This is a genomic window from Streptomyces sp. NPDC006516, from assembly GCF_040611875.1.
Lineage (GTDB): Bacteria > Actinomycetota > Actinomycetes > Streptomycetales > Streptomycetaceae > Streptomyces.
In genome coordinates, this window is the sequence record NZ_JBEXPD010000019.1 from 64,829 (window position 1) to 84,757 (window position 19,929).

Sequence of the window (19,929 nt, forward strand, 5' to 3'; positions counted from 1 at the left end):
CCGAATGATTACCGTGGTGCACGGTTCTCGGGTAGCCAGGTGCTGGGCCATGGATCCATGACCGCGAATACGTACGTGCAGCGGTACGCCCCAGTGCCCACCGCGCTGGATGCGTTGCCGCAGCCGCCGGTGGGTTTCACGGGGCGTGAGGACGACGTCGCGTCCGTTCTGGGTGTGCTGGATCCTGACCGTGTCGACGGGCCCGCGGTGGCTGTGTTGTCGGGGTGGGGCGGGGTCGGGAAGACCACTCTCGCCTACGCGGCCGGGCACGCCGCGCAGAAGCGAGGCTGGTTCACCGGTGTTCTGCTGGTGGACCTGCGCGGCTACGACCCTCACCCTGCGCAGGCCGAGGACGCTCTGGAAGCGTTGTTGCGGTCTTTGGGTGTGCGGCCGAAGCATCTGCCGCCGCCCGGGGCGGGGCGGGAGGCCTTGTATCGGTCGCAGTTGAACGCGCGGCAGGAGGCGGGTGAGCGGTTGCTGGTGGTCGCCGACAATGCTTCCGCGCTCGCGCAGGTTCAGCCATTGCTGCCGCCGGGGCATCACGGGATGCTCGTCACCTCCCGGCATCGACTTCCCGGGCTCGGCAGGCTGCGGATCGTCAACCATCTTCAGCCCGAGGATGCCGTCGCCCTGCTGGAAGCGGCGCTGAAGGGCAACGATCCTGACGACCTGCGGGTCGAGCAGGATCCACAGGCCGCTGAGCAGGTGGCGCTGGCATGTGGGTGTCTGCCGCTGGCCCTGCAGATCACCGCGGCGCTCCTGGCCCAGGACCCCGACCAGCCGCTGTCCGAGCGCGCAGACGCCCTCGCTCGGACTGAGAGTGTCCTGGACGGGCTGAACGACGGGGAACGCAGCCTGCGGGCCATGTTCGACCAGTCCCTGGACCGGCTCCTGCCGCAGGAACAAGATCTGTTCCGTCTGCTCTCCCTCAACCCGGGACCCGACATCTCCACCCCGGCCGCCGCCGTCCTGGCCGACCAGCCCCAGCCGGCACCGAACGCCTCCTGGGGCGCCTCGCCGCCAGCCACCTCATCGACCGTAGCCCGGTGGTCCGGGGCCGGTGGCAGATGCACGACCTACTGCGGGCCTACGCCCGCGAACAGACCGAAGCGGTCATGGCACGTGGTCGCGTCCCGCGCCGCCGCTACGACCAGGCACGCGACCGGCTCATCGGCCACTACATCCAGCACGCAGAAGCAGCCAACACTCACCTCCCCCCTCCGAGCAGCTCGCTCTCCTCCCGGTTCACCAGCCGGGAGGATGCCTTGGCCTGGTTCGACGCCGAACGCGAAAACCTCATCGCCGCCGCCCACACCACCCCGCATGCCGGTCGCGGCATCGGCTTCGCGCTCGGCCCTTATCTGGAATGGCGGCGGCGTCTTCAGGACCTCGTGGTGGTACGTTCCCTCGCCCTCGACGCCTGCACCACCCTCAAAGACACTGCCAATGAAGCCGGCGCCTGGAGCAACCTCGGCCTCGCGCTCCAGGAATTGCGCCGCTTCGATGAAGCCCTCATGGCACACGAAACCGCCCGCGACCTCTACCAGCAAACTGGCAACACTCACAGCGCAGCAGGCGCCTGGAACAACCTCGGCATAGCAGTCCAGGAACTGCGCCGCTTCGACGAAGCCCTCACCGCTCAGGAAACCGCCCGCGACCTCTTCCAGCAGACCGGCGACACCCACGGCGAAGCCACCGCCTGGAGCAACCTCGGCATAGCAGTCCAGGAACTGCGCCGCTTCGACGAAGCCCTCACCGCACACGAGACCGCCCGCGACCTCTACCAGCAGGTCGGCGACACCCACGGCGAAGCCAAGGCCTGGAACAACCTCGGCACCGCGCTCCAGGAACTGCGCCGCTTCGACGAAGCCCTCACCGCTCAGGAAACCGCCCGCGACCTCTACCAGCAGGTCGGCGACACCCACGGCGAAGCCACTGCCTGGAACAACCTCGGCACCGCACTCAAAGAACTGCGCCGCTACGACGAAGCCCTCACCGCCCACCAAACCGACCTCGCCCATTGCCAACAGACTGGCGACACCCACGGCGCAGCCACCGCCTGGAACAACATCGGCACCACACTCAGAGAACTGCGCCGCTTCGACGAAGCCCACGATGCCCACACCACCGCCCGCACCTTGTTCCAGCAGACCGGCGACACCCACCGCGAAGCCGACGCATGGAACAACCTCGGCATCACGTATCGAGGGCTGGAGCGTTTCGAGGAGTCCGTGGAAGCAGGCCGCCGGGCTGTTGCCATGCTGGCCCAGGTGCAGGACTGGTTCCGGACAGGGGAGGCATGGGGTGAGCTGGCCACGACCCTGACCGCCGCCGGCACCGACCCGGCCGGAGTGCGTGAGGCCTGGCTCGAATCCGCCACCGCGTACACCCGGGCGGGCGCCGACGAGGAAGCCGCCGCATCCCAGGCCCACGCAGACAACGCGCAGACCGTGAACGGGCAGTCGCCCGCCGGTGCCTTCCCGGCTTTCGAAGGTGAGCCGGCGTCGGAAGCCGGTTGATACCCTCCCTGACTGCCTGTGCGGGAACGAAGGTGGGCAAACGAAGCACTGCTGCGTTCGAGGCCACGCCTCCACCAGCCGCCCGATCCACCACCCACACAGCCAGGTCGGTCGACCGGTGGGACAAGGGGAAAGTCTGGGCCGACGCGCGACCAGCTGAGCAAGTGACAGCTCAGCGCCCTCGCCAGGGGCCCTTGTGACGAACTGGCTGTTAACGGCGTGTGGTCGAACTACGCTGATGGTCCTTTCTCGTGATGTGGGGGATGACATGTTGGTCGAGGGACTCGTCGCTGTCGCAGCTGCCGGAGGCGGAGCGATCGTGCAGGCTGCGGGAACGGACGCGTGGAACGGGATCCGTGGCGGATTCGCCCGGCTCTTCGGTCGCGGGGAAGCCGGACGCGAGCAGGCGGAACTGGAGCGCCTGGACCAGACCCAGGCCGTACTCGATGCCGCGCGGGAAGGCGAAGAGGCGCAGCGGGTGGAGATCGCGCAGGTTGCACGGTGGCAGACCCGCCTCGAAACCCTGCTTGAGGAGCTGCCCGAGGCGGAGCAGCAGCAGGTGGTGGCGGAACTGCAGGCGCTGGTTGCCCAGGCTGAGGCTGCCAAGCCGGAAGGGACGGTGCACAACGACTTCAGCCGTGCGACGTTCACGAACAGTCAGGTGCTGGGCAGCGGGAACATGACCGTGACGAATAACTACGACAAGTAGGACAGCGTCGTGGGGGGCAAGAGCGGCACCAAGCGCAAGGGTAAGAAGAGCGGAAAGGGCGGGGGCCAGAGGCGGACGGACACCGCAGTCCGGAACGACTTCAGGGGTGCCCAGTTCGAGGGCAGCCAGGTGGTGGGACAGGGCTCCTTGACCGCGAAGACGTACGTACAGCAGTACGCGCCCGTCCCCACCGCGCTGGATGCCCTGCCGGCACTGCCGCGGGAGTTCACCGGGCGTGCGGATGACCTGACGTTCATTCTGGGTGTCCTGGATCCCGGTGGTCGCGATGACGGGCCAGCTGTGGCCGTTTTGTCGGGTTGGGGCGGGGTCGGAAAGACCACCCTGGCCTACGCCGCGGGCCATGCCGCACAGCGGCGGGGCTGGTTCACCGGTGTCCTGCTGGTCGATCTGCGCGGTTACGACCCTCACCCCGCACAGGCGGCGGACGCCCTGGAGGCGTTGCTGCGGTCGCTGGGGGTGCGGCCCGAGCATCTGCCGTCGCCTGGGGCCGGCCGGGAGGCTTTGTACCGCTCGCAGTTGCACCTGCGGCAGAAGGCGGGTGAGCGGTTGCTGGTGGTCGCCGACAACGCCTCCGCCGTCGGTCAGGTGCAGCCCCTGTTGCCGCCAGGGCCTCACGGGATGCTCGTCACCTCCCGCCACAGTCTTCCCGGGCTCGGCCGGCTGCGGACCGTCAACCGTCTGCAGCCCGAGGACGCCGTCGCCCTTCTGGAAGCGGCGCTGAAAAGCAACGATCCTGGTGATGTGCGGGTCGAGGAGGACCCGGGCGCGGCGGAGCGGGTCGCGCTGGCGTGCGGGTGTCTGCCGCTGGCCCTGCAGATCACCGCGGCGCTCCTGGCCCAGGACCCCGGTCAGCCGCTGTCCGAGCGCGCAGACGCCCTCACTCGGACCGAAGGTGTCCTGGACGGGCTGAACGACGGGGAACGCAGCCTGCGAGCCATGTTCGACCAGTCCCTGGACCGGCTCTTGCCGCAGGAACAAGATCTGTTCCGTCTGCTCTCCCTCAACCCGGGACCCGACATCTCCACCCCGGCCGCCGCCGTCCTTGCCGACCAGCCCCAGCCGGCCACCGAACGCCTCCTGGGCCGACTCGCCGCCAGCCACCTGATCGAGCGCAACCCGGCGGTCCGCGGCCGGTGGCAGATGCACGACCTGCTACGCGCCTACGCCCACGAACAAGCCGAAGCGGTCATGGCACGCGGCCGCGTCCCGCGCCGCCGCTACGACCAGGCCCACCACCGGCTCATCGAGTACTACACAGAGCGTGCCGAGGCAGCCGAGACCCATCTGCGCCCCCCAGGTGGTCCGGTGTCATCCCAGTTCCCCGACCGGGAGCGCGCGCTGGCCTGGTTCGACGCCGAGCGTGAGAACCTGATCGCCACCGCCCACACCACCCTCCAGGCCGGCCTCGACCTGGGTTTCGCCCTCGGCCGCTATCTGGAATGGCGTCGGCGTCTCCAGGACCTCGTCGTGGTCCGCTCCCTCGCCCTCGACGCCTGCAGAACACTCAACGACACCCGCAACGAATGCGGCGCGTGGAACAACCTCGGCATCGCGCTGAAAGAGCTACGCCGCTTCGACGAAGCTCTCCAGGCCCACGAAACCGCCCGCAACCTCTCCGAGCAGACCGGCGACACCCACAGCGAAGCCAACGCCTGGAACAACCTCGGTCTGGTACTCCGGGAACTGCGGCGCTTCGACGAAGCCCTCACCGCCCACCAGACAGACCTCACCTATTGCCAGCAGACCGGCGACACCCACGGGGAGGCCGCCGCCTGGAACAACCTCGGCGTCGTACTCCAGGAACTGCGCCGCTTCGACGAAGCCCTCACCGCCCACACAACCGCCCGCACCCTTTACCAGCAGACCAGCGACCCCCACAGCGAAGCCGGCGCGTGGAACAACCTCGGCACTGCACTCCAAGAACTCCACCGCTTCGACGAAGCCCTCACCGCCCACGAAACCGCCCGCACCCTGTTCCAGCAGACGGGGGACACACACGGCGCAGCCACCGCGTGGAACAACATCGGCCTCGCACTCCAAGAACTCCACCGCTTCGACGAAGCCCTCACCGCCCACGAAACCGCCCGCACCCTGCACCAGCAGACCGGCGACACCCACAGCGCAGCCGGCACCTGGAACAACATCGGCAGCACGCTCAGGGAACTCCGCCGCTTCGACGAAGCCCACGACGCCCACACAACCGCCCGCGTCCTGTTCCAGCAGGCCGGCGACACCCACAGTGAGGCCGACGTCTGGAACAACCTCGGCATCACTTACCGAGGGCTGGAGCATTTCGACGAGGCCGTGGAGGCCGGCCGGCGGGCTGCATCCATGCTGGCCCAGACGCAGGACTGGTTCCGGACAGGGGAGGCGTGGGGTGAGCTCGCAACAACCCTGGCCACTGCCGGTGCCAACCCGGGCGAAGTACGTGGGGCCTGGCTCGAGTCCGCCAACGCGTACCGCCGGGTGGGCGCGGACGAGGAAGCCGCTGCTTCCCAAGCCCACGCGGACAGCACAGAGTTCCTGGAAGAGCAGTTGGCCACGAGGCCCTACCCCGCTTCAGACGGTGAACCATCTGCTGGCGCGGGGACGGGCCCGGGCGCATAGCTCCCGAGCCGCCACACGTGCGGCGCCAGCCGCAACACTGTCCGAGCCGATGTCGCTGTGCGGCACGCGGTCGCTGAGCTCCCGGCGCCTGCGGGGGTGGCCCACGGTGTCGGCCCTCGGCGTCGGCGTCATACTCGCGCGTCCACGTTGTGCAGACCTGCCAGCTCTCGTACCTGGGGCCATCCCCGCGGGCGCGGGGACCACTCGTATGTGCGCGTGATCAGGAAGCCTGGGTAGGGACCATCCCCGCGGGCGCGAGAAGCACGTCAGCGACCGTGACGGGCGACTGCTGGGCTGGGGGACCCTCCCCGCGGGCGCGGGAAGCACGCGTCGTCGCCGCCGGCGAAGGCGCAACCCTCGGGACCATCCCCGCGGGCGCGGGGAGCACTCCGACCACGATCGGCCGATGCAGGCGGACGTGGGACCATCCCCGCGGGCGCGGGGAGCACGCATTCTGGGAGAGGAGGGGTGCGCCCTTCCCGGGACCATCCCCGCGGGCGCGGGGAGCACGACCGACACCTCTAATTCGTTAGTAATTAGAGGTTCTGGATCTCTGAGGGGCCCGGGGCGGCGTTGTCCAGCCCGGGGCAGGACGTGTGTGGTCCGGTCGGTGCCGTGGTGACCCCTACGACACCTCCGACCGTGCGAGGTCTTTGCAAAGACTGGTGGCGCTGGGCGCCGGCCGGTCCTCGCACGTTCTGCCCCCGCGGGCCCCTCGGGTTCGGGATCCTCGATGGATGAGCTGCCGCATGGTGACGCGTTCTTCCTCACGAGCCTTGAGCTCTGGACACGGCGTGCGCCCGTGCGGCCTTGCGGTGCCGCGCACGGCTGATGAGGTGGCGGACCTTGGAGTCCTGGAATTAGTGCGCCGGGCCCCGTGTGCTCGCGTTCGAGAACAGCACCGGCGAAGGGGCGGGATCCATGGACGTGTTCTGCGGGATCGACTGGGCGGAGGGACACCACGACGTCGCGATCATCGACGGCACCGGCAAGCTGCTGGCCAAGTGCCGCATCGGCGACGACCTGGACGGCTACCGCTTGCTGCTGGACCTCCTGGCCGAGCACGGGGACACCGCCGAGGCGCCGATCCCGGTCGCGATCGAGACCAGCCGCGGCCTGCTGGTCGCCACGCTGAGGCAGGGGCCTCGGCAGATCTTCGCGGTCAATCCGATGGCGGCCTCCCGCTACCGCGACCGCCACGGGGTGAGCCGCAAGAAGTCTGACCCCGGCGACGCGCTCGTGCTCGCCAACATCATCCGCACGGACATGCCGATGCACCGGCCGCTGCCCGCCGACACCGATCTGGCCCAGGCCGTGGCCGTCCTGGCCCGAGCCCAGCAGGACGCGGTCTGGAGCCGGCAGCAGCTCTGCAACCAGCTCCGTTCCCTGCTGCGTGAGTACTTCCCGGCGTTCCTGGAGGCGTTCAAGGACAAGCAGGGCGGTCTGGCCCGCCCGGACGCCCGCCGGATCCTGGCGGTGGCACCGACGCCCGCGCTAGCTGCCAAGCTGCCGCTCTGGCGCTTGACGGCCATGATGAAACGGGCCGGCCGCCGCAGGAACATCGAGGCCGATGCCGAGCGACTGCAGCAGCTCTTCCGCCGCGAAGCCCCGCACCATGTCCCGCTGGTTGAAGACGCGATGGGCAAGCAGGCCGCGGCCCTGCTTCTGCAGCTGGACGCCGCCTGCGAAGCAGTCGCCGATCTCGGCGAAGCCACGGCGGAAGCCTTCCGAGCCCATCCTGACGCCACGATCATGCTGAGCTTCCCCGGCATCGGCCCCCAGATCGGCGCACGGATCCTCGCTGAGATCGGCGACGACCGCACCCGGTTCGCCACCGCCGGAGGGCTGAAGGCATACGCGGGCGCTGCCCCCATCACCCGCGCGTCCGGCAAGCGCCACTACGTCGGACGCCGGTTCGTCAAGAACAACCGGCTCAACCACGTCAGCCACCTCTGGGCCTTCGCCTCCCTCAGCGGCTCGGCCGGCGCCGACGCCCACTACCGGCGACGACGGACTGGCGGGGACTGGCACATGCAGGCGCTGCGGCACCTCTTCAACCGCATGCTCGGCCAGCTCCACCACTGCCTCTTGGCAGGGGTTCCGTTCGATGAAGCGATCGCCTTCCCTGCAGAGCCCCAGCCAGCAGGAGCAGCCACTGCGTGAAGCAGAACGGGGCAGATTGTCCACGGGCGGCAGGGGAGACGATCATTCGGCCATGAGACCCGAAGTGCAGGCTTTCGTTGCCGACGGACCGCTTCCCGACTGGGACGCGAGCGAGGAAGAGATCGACCGGCGTGAACGCCAACTGAGGACGATCTCCCGTCCTGTCACGTCCGAAGAGGCGACTGCCCTGGCCACCTGCTTCGGTCCCGACGACTGCTACGGCGTCGCCTGGACGCTCGTTCACCTGATCGAGACGGCTCCCAACCCGGTACCACAGTGGGAAGATCCCGGTCCCGAAGCCGGCGACTGGGCCGAGGTTCTACGGGGGAGATGGGGCGGCGGCTTGACGGCTTAACAACATGAGGTGTCTTTCTGTGGAACCAGAAGAGGGGACCATCCCCGCGGGCGCGGGGAGCACCTGCCCGCGACCTCGTCGAGACGCCACCACGTGGGACCATCCCCGCGGGCGCGGGGAGCACGACGAGGCGCAGCAGGGCGGCCCGGCGGAGGCGGGACCATCCCCGCGGGCGCGGGGAGCACTTAATCGACCCCAGCGGAACTCAACTAGTTGAGGGACCATCCCCGCGGGCGCGGGGAGCACTCGATGACGCCGTGGCACAGAGGTCCGGGGAGGGGACCATCCCCGCGGGCGCGGGGAGCACCGACCTCTACCTCATCAACAAGTACGGCGGGTAAGACCATCCCCGCGGGCGCGGGGAGCACAGCACCACGCGACGTGGTGGCTGATCGCCATGGGGACCATCCCCGCGGGCGCGGGGAGCACTCGGCCAGCACACTGACCCGGTGAACGGCCACGGGACCATCCCCGCGGGCGCGGGGAGCACGGGTCGTGCGTGGACCCGTGGATCGTGACGCTGGGACCATCCCCGCGGGCGCGGGGAGCACTGGTCGACTTCGTCCGGGCCTCCGCCTCCCCGGGGACCATCCCCGCGGGCGCGGGGAGCACAACTGGGAGCCGACCGAGTCGACGTTCGATCGGGGACCATCCCCGCGGGCGCGGGGAGCACTGCTGCTCCACAGCTGCTGCGGCCAAGGCGTCGGGACCATCCCCGCGGGCGCGGGGAGCACTCCGGCATCGAATGGCCACTTCCCAACGTGTGGGGACCATCCCCGCGGGCGCGGGGAGCACTCTTGCTGAGCTGCGAGTTTGTCATCCGGGAGAGCCGTTCTGCATAACTTTCACCGATTCCGACAAAATGCGTCTTTCGGCTGTACTGGCGATCCGGAGACTACTCATCCGCTATTGAGGCTTGAGGTCATCACCGCCTCTCGGCCCGCAGAGAGTGCCTGGAACTCCTCCTGATTCAGCCTGCCACGGCCTGCTACTCCCACCCGTGTTCCGTGAGCGCCCCGTCGCCTTCCAAATACGCCAGGAGCCCCTTCTCCGGGTACTCGATGATGTCCTCGGGCAGTTCGTGGACGCTGAACCACTCCAGCCCGAGGCACTTCTCCGGTTCCCTGTTCACGGGCTCTCCGCTCCACCGGGTGGCCTCGAAGAAGAAGCCGATCCGGTCGACCTCGGCGCTCTGCCGGTGGTGCACCACGTGCACCATCCGCAGGTGCGCCGGGTCGACCGTCACGCCGGTCTCCTCCAGCAGCTCGCGGGCGGCCCCGGCTCGCAGGGGTTCGCCTCGGTCGAGCTTGCCCGAGGGCATGTGCCAGCGGCCGTAGCCGTACGGGCCGCCGCGCTGGGAGAACAGCAGCTTGTCTCCCGCGCGCAGGAGGACGTGGGTGTCGATGACGGGTTCTGCGAGTGGTTCCGGTGTCATGGTCCCTGGGATGGTGTCGACTGCGGTGAAGCAGCCGACGCTATCGACGATCCGCGGACCGCGGCAGCGATTGTGGCCGCAACCTCCGTCGGGGTGACTTCACCGGTGTTCACGACGAGCACCCGCACACCCGCCGTCATCAGGGTCTGGGCCGCCTCCGTGTAGAGGGCGACCTCGCGGCGGGGCGCGGTCGGGTCGCGATGGAAGCGGTTCTGGGGGCCGCGCGCGGCTATCCGTTCGGCGATGAGGCCGGGTTCCGCCGTCAGGATGACCGCCAGGTCCGGCATCAGCACGTTCGCGTTCAGGTCCAGCAGGAACTTCAGCGGCACCCCGTCGAGCTGCTGCATGACGAGCGTCGAGGCGATGTACCGGTCGCTGATCACGGTGTCGCCGGCGCTCAGCCGGGGCCTGATCTCGTGCTCGGCGTGCTCGTACCGGTCGGCCGCGACCAGGCAGGCCAGAGCATGCCCGCGGATGTGGCTGAAGTGGGCCCTGATGAAGCGGCCGAGGTCGCTGGTGGTGGGCTCAACGGTCCCGTGTACGGGAATCCCCCGTGCGGCCAGCTCGGCGTGCAGGGCCTCGACGGTGGTGGACTTCCCTACGCCGCTCGGGCCGTCGATCGTGATGAACGCCCCGCGTCCCGGCCTCACGCCGCAGCTCCCTGGGCGGTCTGGTTGCGCTGGTGCTGCTCCCGTGTGAGCGCGGCCAGAGTGGAGCGGACCTCGGCCAGGGGGACGTCACCGAACTGGATGCCGACCGAGAAGTTGAACTCGTCGCGCTGACGCATGGACTCGTCGGCGCCGTCAGCGGTGAGGTCGACGTCCCCGTAGGCCAGGAGGTCGTCGGGTCTGTGGCCGGCGTCGGTGAGGGTCGTCCAGATCGGTGTTCCGGGGTAGGGCCGGAACTCGAACACGCTGGCGCGTACGTCGCCCGGGTTGCTGTCGGCGACGGCCCAGAGGCGGTGGATGTGACGGACGGTCGCATCGAGGTCGTCGTGGGACTCGCCCGGGAATCCGAGGATGAAGTACCCCTTCACGCCGATGCCGTGCTCGACCAGGCGCTGGGCGACGCGTTCGGTCATCTCGGCGTCGATCCGCTTGTCCATCGTCCGGAGGACGCGGTCGCTGCCGGACTCGATGCCGAGAGCGACCTCGCGTAACCCGTTCTGCACCAGGCGGTCGAGCTCGCGGTCGCCGAGCCGGTCGAGGACGTTGATGCGGCCGGTGGCGTCCCACACGTAGCGCTCGCCGATGCGGTTCCGCGTGAAGGCGGTCATCTGCTCGTCGATGACCCGGCCCGCGCCGAGGAACAGGTCGTCGACGAACCGGAAGGCCGTCACCCCGTGCTCGTCGTGCAGCTGGTCCAGCTCGCCGATGATGTTCTCAGGGGAGCGCACGCGGATGCTGAGGTCCGGGTTGGCGCTGACGGCGGCTCCGCAGAAGGTGCAGTTGTACGGGCAGCCACGGCTCCCGACGATGTTCGCCTCCACGTGGCCGGTGCGGGCGGCCGTCCCCAGCAGGTCCGTGCCGCGGCTCAGGGCGAGGCGCCGGTCCGTGGCCGTGGGCGCGGCCCGGTACGGGTCCTGCGGCAGGAAGGCGCGGTTCACGTACGGCAGGCTGTCGATGTCCGGGCCGAGCAGCCGCGGGTCCGGTCTGCCCGCCGGGATGCCGGCGGCACGGGTGCCGAGCAGCCGGTCCCGCCAGAGGACGCCGGGCAGTTCGCGGCGGCGCTGCTCGTCCTCCAGCAGCGCCGCGACACGCAGCTCTCCCTCTCCGAGCACGAGGGCCCGCAGGTTGGCCATGCGTGGGTCGGCCAGGATCCGGTCGGGCATCGCTTTCGCGTGGTGTCCGCCGGCCATCAGGGCGATGTCGGGGTCGAGCCGGCCCGCGATGCGCGCGGACATCTCGTACGTGGGGGCGAGGAGGTTCATGGCCGCCCACCGGGGCCGTGCCGCGTTGACGAGGTCGGCGGTCTCGGCGATACCCAGGCCGTGGGCCTCCGCGTCGAGCACCCCTACGTTGAAGCCGGCCTGCTGGGCGTACGTGGCGATGTACGCCATGCCCAGCACCGGCAGCGTGTAGTCATTGGTCCTCGGGCGCCTGGCGTAGTCGCGCAGGGGCGCGTTCACGAAGACGGCGTCGAGTGCGTGCGTGGGGTCTGCGCCTGAAAGAAGAGCTAACCGCATCGATCCTCCAGTTCAGCGGGCATGGGAGCCCCAGGTGAGCGTGGAAAGGGTCAGGGTGTGCAGGGCAGTACGGTCGGGGTCGGCCCAGCCGGTCCAGAGAGGGCCGAACCCCTTGTCCTTCTTGTCCGGCCAGGGGTAGTGGGGTGCAGCCTGCGCGGCCCACGTACGGACGGCGAGGTCGTCGTGCGGGTAGACGCTGAAGTCACCGGTGAAGTCGGTCGCGGCTGCCGCGGCGGTCCACGGGCCGACGCGGGGGATGGTGGTGAGCGCGGCCGCGAGCTCGGGCGCCTTCATGCCCGTCCAGTCGGCGGCGTGCAGCTCGTAGCGTTCGGCGGCCGAGCGCAGCACGCTGCGGTGGAACTTGGCTCCGATGCCGTCGAACTGCTCGTCCGACAGGGCGAGGACCTGTGCGGCCGTAGGGGCGGTGGTGAGCTCACCGAACGGGCCTTCGACCGTGGTCCCGTGGGTCTTGCACCACTGCCGGTAGAGCTTGCGGGCCTGTCCTGCTCGTACGACCTGGCGCAGGATCGCCGTGGTGATCGCGTCCCACAGCCACGGGTTGGCAAGGCGTTGCGAGGCGCCGACGCGGTCCAGGGCCGTCCTGAGCGAGGCCGGGACGCGGTCGGGCAGGCGGTCCGGGTTGGTGGTGACGAACTCCGGCTTCACGTCCTCGGTGCCGTCCACACAGCGCGTGCGCAGACCGTCCTGGTCCCATGACAGGACCCAGAGGCCCGTGGCTGTGCGTACGGCCCGTGCACGGCCGCCGGATCCGTTCTCGGTCCAGGCGGGGTGATCGGTCGTCAGAACAGTCATGGAGAGCTCCTGAGAGGTGCGGTTGTGCTGTGGTCCTCACCGGCTTCGGCGGCGACGACCAGAAGAACGATGGCCGTCAGGAACACTGCCACCTGGCGAGCGCGTCGGGACATGAATGCCTTCCAAAAGGCGTGGGGCCGCCGATTCCGAAGGGCGGAGCCGGCGAGCACGGTGTCGGGGGGAGGGCGCCGAGCCGGGCACGGCTCGGCGCATGTGTGAGGGCCGTCCGGTCGCCGGACAGCGGGCTACGTGGGGAGCTCGGCCAGTTCCCGTGTCCGTTGGCCCACGGTCAGCACGCGGAACCGGGACAGCCTGCGGACGAGCTGTGACGCGAGGAAGGTGGGCAGGTTCGGATGCCCGTAGGGAAGGGGCTCCTTGGGCTGCGTCACGACATCGACCTTGCCGTCGACCAGGCCGTAGAGCGTTCCGAGGACCCCGTACAGGGGTGCGCTCGTCGCCAGGAACACGACGGGGTCGTTCCGGAGGTGGGCGCACAGGGCGGCGGCCGTACGGACATGCTTGGGACACACCGGGGGCTGGTTGGTCAGGAGCGGCGGCTCACGGCGCTCGTAGTCATGGGCGCCGGCCAGGAAGACGGTGCCCAGCACCGTCGCTGCGGGTGCGGTGCAGACCTGGCAGCGCAGGGTTTCCATCGTGATCCGCTGCCGAAAGGGGTGCATGAGCTTCCACTCCGGCTCCCCGGTGGGGCGTCTGTGCTCGTCGACGTCGTTGAACGACACGCGGCCCCAGAGAACCTGGCGTAGATCGCGGTCCTTCGGGTCCTCGTCCTCGTAGAAGAGCCGGTACCGGCCTCGCCCGTGCCGTGAGGGCACCAGAATCAGATTGTCGGCAGCGGCCTCCTCGCCCTTCCTCTGCGTGATGAAGGGGACGACGGCCGGCTGAGCGGGCGAGGGCACTGGGTGTTCCGTCTCTCTCGTCTGCGTCTGCGTCTGCGTCTCGGTGAGACGTTCGGGGGGTGAGCTCATGGAGCGTTCACGTTCGCGGACTGCTGGGGCAGGGCTGGACGGACGGCTGCCGGGACACGTCCGCTGAAGGACGCGAGCCTCCGCGATCACGACTGCCTCTCCGGCACACTCAGACGGCACCAGGTACACGTGCCGTCATCCGAGACGCCCCACGCGTCGGCGATGGCGTCGACCAGGGCCAGACCACGCCCCCTCTCCTCGTCGGGGCCGGCCACGCTGAGAACGGCTCTGTCGGGGGATCCGTCCGTCACCTCGATGAGGAGGTGCGAGCCGTCCTGGTGGAGCCGTACGCGGACGACGGGACCATGGCCGTACCGCATGGCGTTGGTGACCAGTTCGCTCAGACACAGCTCGACGGGCTCGGACAGAGCGTCCAGATCCCACCTGCGAAGTTGTGCCCGGCCGATGCGGCGGATGCGCCCCGGCCAGCGCATGTCCTCCTCGGACACCTCCTCCGCGCCGCCCGCGCCCGGACGGGAGGTACGGGGGACGCCCAGCTCCATCCCCCGGCCGGACGTGGCAAGCCGTCGATCGGGGGATGTGCCGCTGACGCGCTGCTGCGCTGTGGCCACCCTGCTGGTCACGGTCATACCCAGTCCTTTCGCAGGTCGTGGGGCGCCGTCGCGTGCTCCGCCGCTTGCCCGGCAGGTGCTGCCGTGCGTCACCACATCGATGCATTCGGTGAAGGCGATCAGCGTGATCCGTGACCGGGTGTCGCCGCCATGTCCTGGAGGGCCGCATCTGGCGCTCTTTCAGGTGAGTGGGGGCGCACCTGGGTAGCGTTGAAGTGTCGTCTCGCCAGGCGGCGTTGCTCTGCGCGTGGCCGGCGGTATCCCCTGGGTCCGAGGGAGCGGCGGACCCACGCCGTAGCCGTCGAGGCCCGATGCCGAGGAGAACAACATGGGTGAGACTCCAAGGACGGTGCTCAAGGCGCTGGTCGAGCGACGGCGCTGGACGTACCGGGAATTCCGCGAGAACTTCGAAGCCGCAGGTCAGCGGATCGGAGTGAAGAATCTGACCGTGTCCGAAGCGCAGTTCAGGCGCTGGACCTCCGGCAAGATCCAGGGGCTTCCCGCCGCTGAGGCGTGTCGTGTCCTCGAGGACATGTTCGGTGTCGACGTCGAGCAGTTGTTCCAGGCTCCCTCGCCTGATGCACCCGCACCCGCGTACAACCTGGAAGCCGAGATCGACATGACCGCACGCGACGCCCAGAACGAGGCAGGCGCTGCCGCCTCCGCCTCCATCTCCGACACCGCCGTGGAACAGCTGCGCGAGGACGTGCACCGGCTTGCCCGCCGGTACGCCGTACTGCCCCCCTTCGAGGTGCTCCGTGCCGCGCGCACCCTCCGGGAGGAGATCGAGCAGCACCGGGACCGCACCCAGGTCCCGATCCAGCAGCAGGAACTCCTCATCCTTGCCGGACAGGCGTGCGCCATTCTCGCCACGGCCGCGTTCGACCTGGGCTCGTTCGACGGCGCCACACGCCTCGCACGTTCGGCCGCCCTGTACGGAGAGACCGCACGGTTCGATCCGCTGCGCGCCTACGCCGGCGGCACGCTCGCTTACATCGCCTACTTCTCCGGCCGTCCCGCCGAGGCTGCGCAGTACGCCCGCCGGGCGGCCATGCTGCCGGGGCTCGGAGACGTCGCCCGCCGTCGCCTTGCGGCCATCGAGGCCCGCGCGTACGGGCACCTCGGGGACACGCCGTCGGCGCAACGAGCCCTGACCATCTCCACCGAGGCCGGCGACGGCACGCTGGACGACCTGCACGACGGGGTGGGGGGTGAGTTCGGATTCAGCGAGGAACGTCTGGCCATGTCGAACGGCTCCACCTGCCTGCTCCTCGGTGACGGGCGACAGGCAGAGGCCGCGGCCCTGCGGGCTCTGGAACTGGTGAGCTCCAGGCCTCCGGCCACTCGCTCGCTGCCCGTGGTGGGTGGAGCGGCAGCCGATCTGGCGACGGCCCGGCTGATGCGCGGCGACCTCGACGGGGCGGCCCAGGCCCTGACCGACGTGTGGGACGTGCCGAGCGAGCAACGGGCGACGGGCCTCCTCGCCCGGGCGCAGCAGGTCCGCCGTACGCTGACCAACCCGCGCTTCCGCGAGGCGGCGTTGGCCACCGAGGTCGGAGAGCGTCTGGAGCACTTCACCCGAAGCGCGCAGCACCAACTCGGCGCCGGCACGGTGGCGGTGCTGGAGAGCTGATCAGGCGTCGGGAATCGTCGTGCAAGCCGAGGCGCTGAACGTCAGAGTTCATCGCCCGGGGCCGTGGAAGGATCGGGAGGTCATGGGAGTCAGCAGTGATGAAGAGGGAGCCGTTCCGTACGCTGGACGACGGGTCTTCCTGGTTCTCCGGGCTTCCCCCGGCGGAGCGGCAGGCTGTGCTGCGGGAAGTCGGCGGCTACGCGATGCAGGCGCACATCACGGCAGCGGACGGGCAGGTGGGAGTTGCCCGGTCCGGTGTGAAGCCCACGGCCACCCCTTCGGTGATGATCTGCAAGGACCCACCTCGCTACGGGTTCGCAGCCCTTCCCGCCGACGAACACATCAAGGCGTTCCGCGTGCTCGTCTCGGTGTTCTCCGTCGCCGACACGCGCCCAGGCAGACATTCTGCAAAGGCTCCTGCGGACACGCATGGCACAACTTGCTTCCCTGAGGCGAGAAGCCGTACCGATGTCGCATGTGTGATGCCGGTCAGCCCTGCGTGATCTGGGGCTCCGGCTCACAGCTGCTGGTCGGTCCACGAGTACGCCGTCCACGTCGAGCCCGCTGTCCGGTCCGCACGGCCTCTCACCGGCTCAGCATCCTCGGTCGTAGAGCGCCCGCAGCCAGGGTTCCCTCACGACGGGCAGCCGCGCGAGTGTGTGCCGGAACGCCCCCCTTGACGGCTGGAACGCGTACGACGGGTGAGGCGGCAGCGGGTCGTCCCGCTCCACGCCTGCCGGCAGTCCGCCGACCACCGGCAGCCGGGTCCGGTGCGGCGGGAAGGCGAGTTCGGCCCAGAGCGCGGCATCCACGGGTACTGGCACCGCCCCGGTGGTGGGTTGCCATGTGTCTCCGGTCTGTGGATGGACCGGTACCAGCACCAGGTCAGCGGCCGGCTCGCCGATCCCCGGCCCCGCCAGGTCCAGCCGCTTCGCGCCTTCCCCGGCGGGCAGCAGCGCGTCGAGTGCCCGGCCGAACAGCTCGGCGACCGGGCCGGGCGCCGCATCGATCGGCGCGCCCCCGCCGGCCGCCACCACCTGGGCAAGAGCCACCCCTGCCGGGATGTCCCGGTACTCGCTCAGCCGGTGCCACAGCGCGCCGGTCGCCAGCAGCTCCGCCCAGTACAGGACCGGTTGCTCCGGCGGGCCGGGCAGCCGCACCACCGTCTGCGGGACGAGCCGGACGACCTGCCAGCACCCGCAGTCGTCCATCCTCGTTCCCACCGGCAGATCGCAGACGACACAGGCAAGGTTCGGTCCGTCCCTGCCGTCGATCCCCCTGCAGTAGCCCCCGGCCCGCTCGACGATCAGCCTGGTGCCGCGCATGTCGCCGGGCGCGAGAAGGACGGTGTTCGACGGGCCTTCGGACAGGGCGCCGGACGGCGCGAAGAGGCCCCGCTCAGCCGCCTCGCTCACCCCGACCTCGTCCCACTGCCGCCACGGGGGCCCGTACGGAGCGGGGTCGACGGCATAGGTCCCGGCCGCCAGCAGGGGCGGATGCAGCTCCTCCCAATGTGTGGCGGCCAGGTGGATCGGCAACGCCACCTCCGACACCGCCGCCGTCAGAACCGCGCCGCAGCCCGCACATCCGAACACCGCCAAGCCGGCACCCCACTCCCCGTCGAAGCCTGCATCCCACCAAGGTGGCGGCCTGGGAGCAAGGCGTTTTCGGACGATGCCGAACGCCCTGCCGGCAGGCGGAGCAGACCTCGACGCACCGGTCGCAGCCCAGGAAGCCGGGAGGCGCGATGGACCGAGCCACTGACGTGCTTCGTACCGTCCGCAACCGCCCATGAGCTCCGCAGCCGTGCTGGAGAGCTGATCAGGCAAGCGCGGCGAGGATCTTCGCTTCCTTGTCCGGGTCGATTCCGTGTTCCGCCCATCGCGGGTGGTCCACGGGGCGGCCGTCGGCCTGGAGCCATGCCCATGTGTCCGCGGTCGTCTCGACGATTGGGCGGCAGCGCAGCCCGTGCTCGACGGCGCGGGTCGGGTCGACGGCCCAGACTCCCTTATGGGTGCGCCACAGGGGCAGTTCCGTCCATTGCTTCACCTCGTGCTCGGCAAGCACCTCGGGCGCCACCCACACCGGCCGGCCGGCTCCTCGGGTGACGGTGAAGCACGCGTCGAGGAAGCCCTGGAAGGTGATGCCCTCGGGGTGCGTGACGTTGTACGCCCCGCTGGTGGTGGCAGCAGCCTGGGCGACGGCGAAGGCTGCCACGTCGCGGACGTCGACGGGCTGGATGTACCGATCGGCCGGAGCCGGCGCGAGAACCCGGCCGCCCTTCGCCGTACGGGCCAGCCACCAGGGAAGCCTGCCGACGTACTCCTCCGGACCAAGGATGACGCCCGGGCGCAGAAACACACAGCGGTCACCGAACCCCTGCTCCACAGCCCGTTCCGCCCCGGCCTTCTGAAAGCCGTATGTGGTGGGTGAACCGTCCGGCCCTGTGTGGCCGAACGACTCGTCGGCGTCCGGCGGGCAGTCAAGAACAGGCGACGCCTCCGTGATCGGCTGGTGCGGCCAGCCTTCGTAGACGGACACCGTCGAGACGTGCACCCAGCGGTCGGCGTTCTCCTGCAGCGCGCGTACGGCCAGGAGGACATCGCGGGGTGCCATCTCCGAACTCGACGTGTCCACCACCGCATCCCACGGTCCCGAGGCGGCGAGGCGGGTCAGATCGGCAGGCACGGTGCGGTCCCCCCTGACCGTCCGGACCCCGGGCGCGTCCGCCCCCGACCGGCCGCGGTTGAACGTCGTCACATCCCATCCCCGGGCCAAGGCCTGCTGCACGATCTGCTTGCCCAGGAACCATGTTCCGCCCATGACCAGAATTCTCATGGGGCGCATCTTGCCGTGCCGATCACAGCCTCGTGAAGCGCGCAGGGCTGAGAGGGGCGGCGATCGGCGCTGGTGGGGCGGCGCGTCCTGCGCGCACGGAGGGCGCGGAGGGGCAGGTCACCACCGGGCGCGTAGCACGCCGTCGTTGTCGGGCAGGGCGGCGAGGAAGAGTGGAGGGCGTTCGTCGAAGGAGAGGGGGAGCACAGCGGCGGCCCGCGCGCCCGCCACCAGGGTGGCGAGCTGCTGGTGGTGGGCGGTCTCGGTGACGATGACGTGGCGGATCGTCGCGTCCGGTCCCTCCCAGACGAAGTCGACGGATTCGTCCTCAGGCAGCGCGGCCAGGGCGGCGTCGACATCGGGGTCGAGGTCGGGCCAGATGGCGAGGAGCGCGCGTGGGCCCAGGGCGACGCGTACGGTGTCGAGGTTGTCCTCGGTGAGGCGGTGCCAGCGGGTGGCGTTGCCGACGTATATCTCTTCCAGGAGCAGCGCCTGTGATGCAGCCAGTGCTGCGCGCACGCGCTCCCAGAAGTCGTCGTCCGCGGCCTGTGTCACCTCTGGTTCCTCGAGGTCTGCGGCGTAGGGCGAGGCCGTGATCGGGTCTGCGAACAAGCCGATCTCGTGGGTCCGGGCGATGGCTGCTTCGCATGGCTGGTCGCTGCCGACATACACGTACTGGTCATACCCGACGTGCACGGTGAACGTGTCCCCGGACTCCAGTCGGCACCAGGCACCGTTGTCCCGGAGCATGGCACGGACCAGCTCCAGTGCGACGGGCACCGAGACCTCTGCCCCGTCGTGGTAGCCGGTGAGATCGGGCGGGAACAGCCCAGCGAGGCCGTGCCCGTCAATCGGCGCCTCCAGCCCGAAGTTGACGTAGCCGGCGACCTGAGGATCGCGGATCTCCAGCCGGTCGACACCCGAGTCCCGCGCGAAGGCGGCGACAGCCTCCAAGTACGCCGCCTCGACCGGCCCGTGGTCGCTCATCGTGTCCTCGGTGCCGTGGTAGCGGCCATACTCATTCCGGTCGGCGGGGTTGTACTTGGTTATCTGGTGGACGAAGGACGGCGACATGCTGCTCCCTGACGAGGGGTGG

The 19,929-nt window shown here is 69.8% G+C and carries 16 protein-coding genes and 1 CRISPR repeat array; of the genes, 7 read left to right on the forward strand and 9 right to left on the reverse strand.

All coding sequences use genetic code 11. From position 1 onward, the window contains the following. Positions 1-1,067 precede the first annotated feature (1,067 nt). The 5 genes from ABZY45_RS32675 to ABZY45_RS32695 all read left to right on the forward strand — a co-directional run bounded on the left by ABZY45_RS32675 (position 1,068) and on the right by ABZY45_RS32695 (position 8,374). The gene (locus ABZY45_RS32675; protein WP_356745882.1) at positions 1,068-2,519 is read left to right on the forward strand and encodes a tetratricopeptide repeat protein; all 1,452 of its coding nucleotides are present in this window, start codon (positions 1,068-1,070) and stop codon (positions 2,517-2,519) included. A gap of 196 nt (positions 2,520-2,715) precedes the next feature. Continuing rightward, positions 2,716-3,228 (forward strand): hypothetical protein, encoded by a 513-nt coding sequence (locus tag ABZY45_RS32680; RefSeq protein ID WP_356745883.1) that lies wholly within the window; start codon positions 2,716-2,718, stop codon positions 3,226-3,228. Positions 3,229-3,237: 9 nt separating this feature from the next. After that, positions 3,238-5,856, forward strand: coding sequence for a tetratricopeptide repeat protein (locus ABZY45_RS32685; RefSeq protein WP_356745884.1), 2,619 nt, complete (start codon positions 3,238-3,240; stop codon positions 5,854-5,856). Positions 5,857-6,777: 921 nt separating this feature from the next. Further along, entirely contained in the window at positions 6,778-8,019 is a 1,242-nt protein-coding gene (locus ABZY45_RS32690; protein WP_356745885.1) for an IS110 family transposase, read from the forward strand. 52 nt (positions 8,020-8,071) lie between these two features. After that, a complete protein-coding gene (locus tag ABZY45_RS32695; protein WP_356745886.1) occupies positions 8,072-8,374 on the forward strand; it encodes a hypothetical protein in 303 nt (100 codons plus the stop codon). A gap of 34 nt (positions 8,375-8,408) precedes the next feature. Next, positions 8,409-9,169: direct repeats of the CRISPR family, unit length 29 nt; unit sequence GGGACCATCCCCGCGGGCGCGGGGAGCAC. A gap of 193 nt (positions 9,170-9,362) precedes the next feature. Here the strand turns inward: ABZY45_RS32695 and ABZY45_RS32700 are convergent. The 6 genes from ABZY45_RS32700 to ABZY45_RS32725 all read right to left on the reverse strand — a co-directional run bounded on the left by ABZY45_RS32700 (position 9,363) and on the right by ABZY45_RS32725 (position 14,383). Further along, positions 9,363-9,809 carry an NUDIX domain-containing protein gene (locus ABZY45_RS32700; protein WP_356745887.1) on the reverse strand — a complete coding sequence of 149 codons (447 nt, stop codon included), beginning with the start codon at positions 9,807-9,809 and terminating at the stop codon, positions 9,363-9,365. Further along, on the reverse strand, positions 9,806-10,459 hold the full coding sequence (gene tmk / locus ABZY45_RS32705; protein ID WP_356745888.1) for a dTMP kinase: 654 nt from the start codon (positions 10,457-10,459) through the stop codon (positions 9,806-9,808). Before tmk ends, ABZY45_RS32700 begins: the two co-directional genes overlap by 4 nt. After that, entirely contained in the window at positions 10,456-11,937 is a 1,482-nt protein-coding gene (locus ABZY45_RS32710; protein WP_356745889.1) for a radical SAM protein, read from the reverse strand. Before ABZY45_RS32710 ends, tmk begins: the two co-directional genes overlap by 4 nt. Before the next feature lie 69 nt (positions 11,938-12,006). Continuing rightward, positions 12,007-12,807: a hypothetical protein gene (locus ABZY45_RS32715; RefSeq protein ID WP_356745890.1), complete on the reverse strand. Its 801-nt coding sequence runs from the start codon at positions 12,805-12,807 to the stop codon at positions 12,007-12,009. Positions 12,808-13,052: 245 nt separating this feature from the next. Next, positions 13,053-13,793: a hypothetical protein gene (locus tag ABZY45_RS32720; RefSeq protein ID WP_356745891.1), complete on the reverse strand. Its 741-nt coding sequence runs from the start codon at positions 13,791-13,793 to the stop codon at positions 13,053-13,055. An 86-nt stretch (positions 13,794-13,879) separates the two neighbouring features. Then, positions 13,880-14,383 (reverse strand): ATP-binding protein, encoded by a 504-nt coding sequence (locus tag ABZY45_RS32725; protein ID WP_356745892.1) that lies wholly within the window; start codon positions 14,381-14,383, stop codon positions 13,880-13,882. A gap of 310 nt (positions 14,384-14,693) precedes the next feature. Here ABZY45_RS32725 and ABZY45_RS32730 point away from each other — a divergent pair, with 310 nt between their 5' ends. Next, entirely contained in the window at positions 14,694-15,998 is a 1,305-nt protein-coding gene (locus ABZY45_RS32730; protein WP_356745893.1) for a DNA-binding protein, read from the forward strand. 98 nt (positions 15,999-16,096) lie between these two features. After that, positions 16,097-16,501, forward strand: a complete 405-nt coding sequence (locus ABZY45_RS32735) for a DUF5958 family protein (RefSeq protein WP_356745927.1) — start codon at positions 16,097-16,099, stop codon at positions 16,499-16,501. A gap of 90 nt (positions 16,502-16,591) precedes the next feature. Here the strand turns inward: ABZY45_RS32735 and ABZY45_RS32740 are convergent, their stop codons facing one another. From ABZY45_RS32740 to ABZY45_RS32750, 3 genes are all read right to left on the reverse strand, one after another. Next, positions 16,592-17,593: a hypothetical protein gene (locus ABZY45_RS32740; RefSeq protein WP_356745928.1), complete on the reverse strand. Its 1,002-nt coding sequence runs from the start codon at positions 17,591-17,593 to the stop codon at positions 16,592-16,594. A gap of 226 nt (positions 17,594-17,819) precedes the next feature. Continuing rightward, entirely contained in the window at positions 17,820-18,836 is a 1,017-nt protein-coding gene (locus tag ABZY45_RS32745) for an NAD-dependent epimerase/dehydratase family protein (protein ID WP_356745894.1), read from the reverse strand. Between the two features lie 117 nt (positions 18,837-18,953). Beyond that, complete coding sequence (locus ABZY45_RS32750) at positions 18,954-19,907, reverse strand: RNA-binding protein (RefSeq protein ID WP_356745895.1); 954 nt, start codon at positions 19,905-19,907, stop codon at positions 18,954-18,956. Positions 19,908-19,929: the final 22 nt, after the last annotated feature.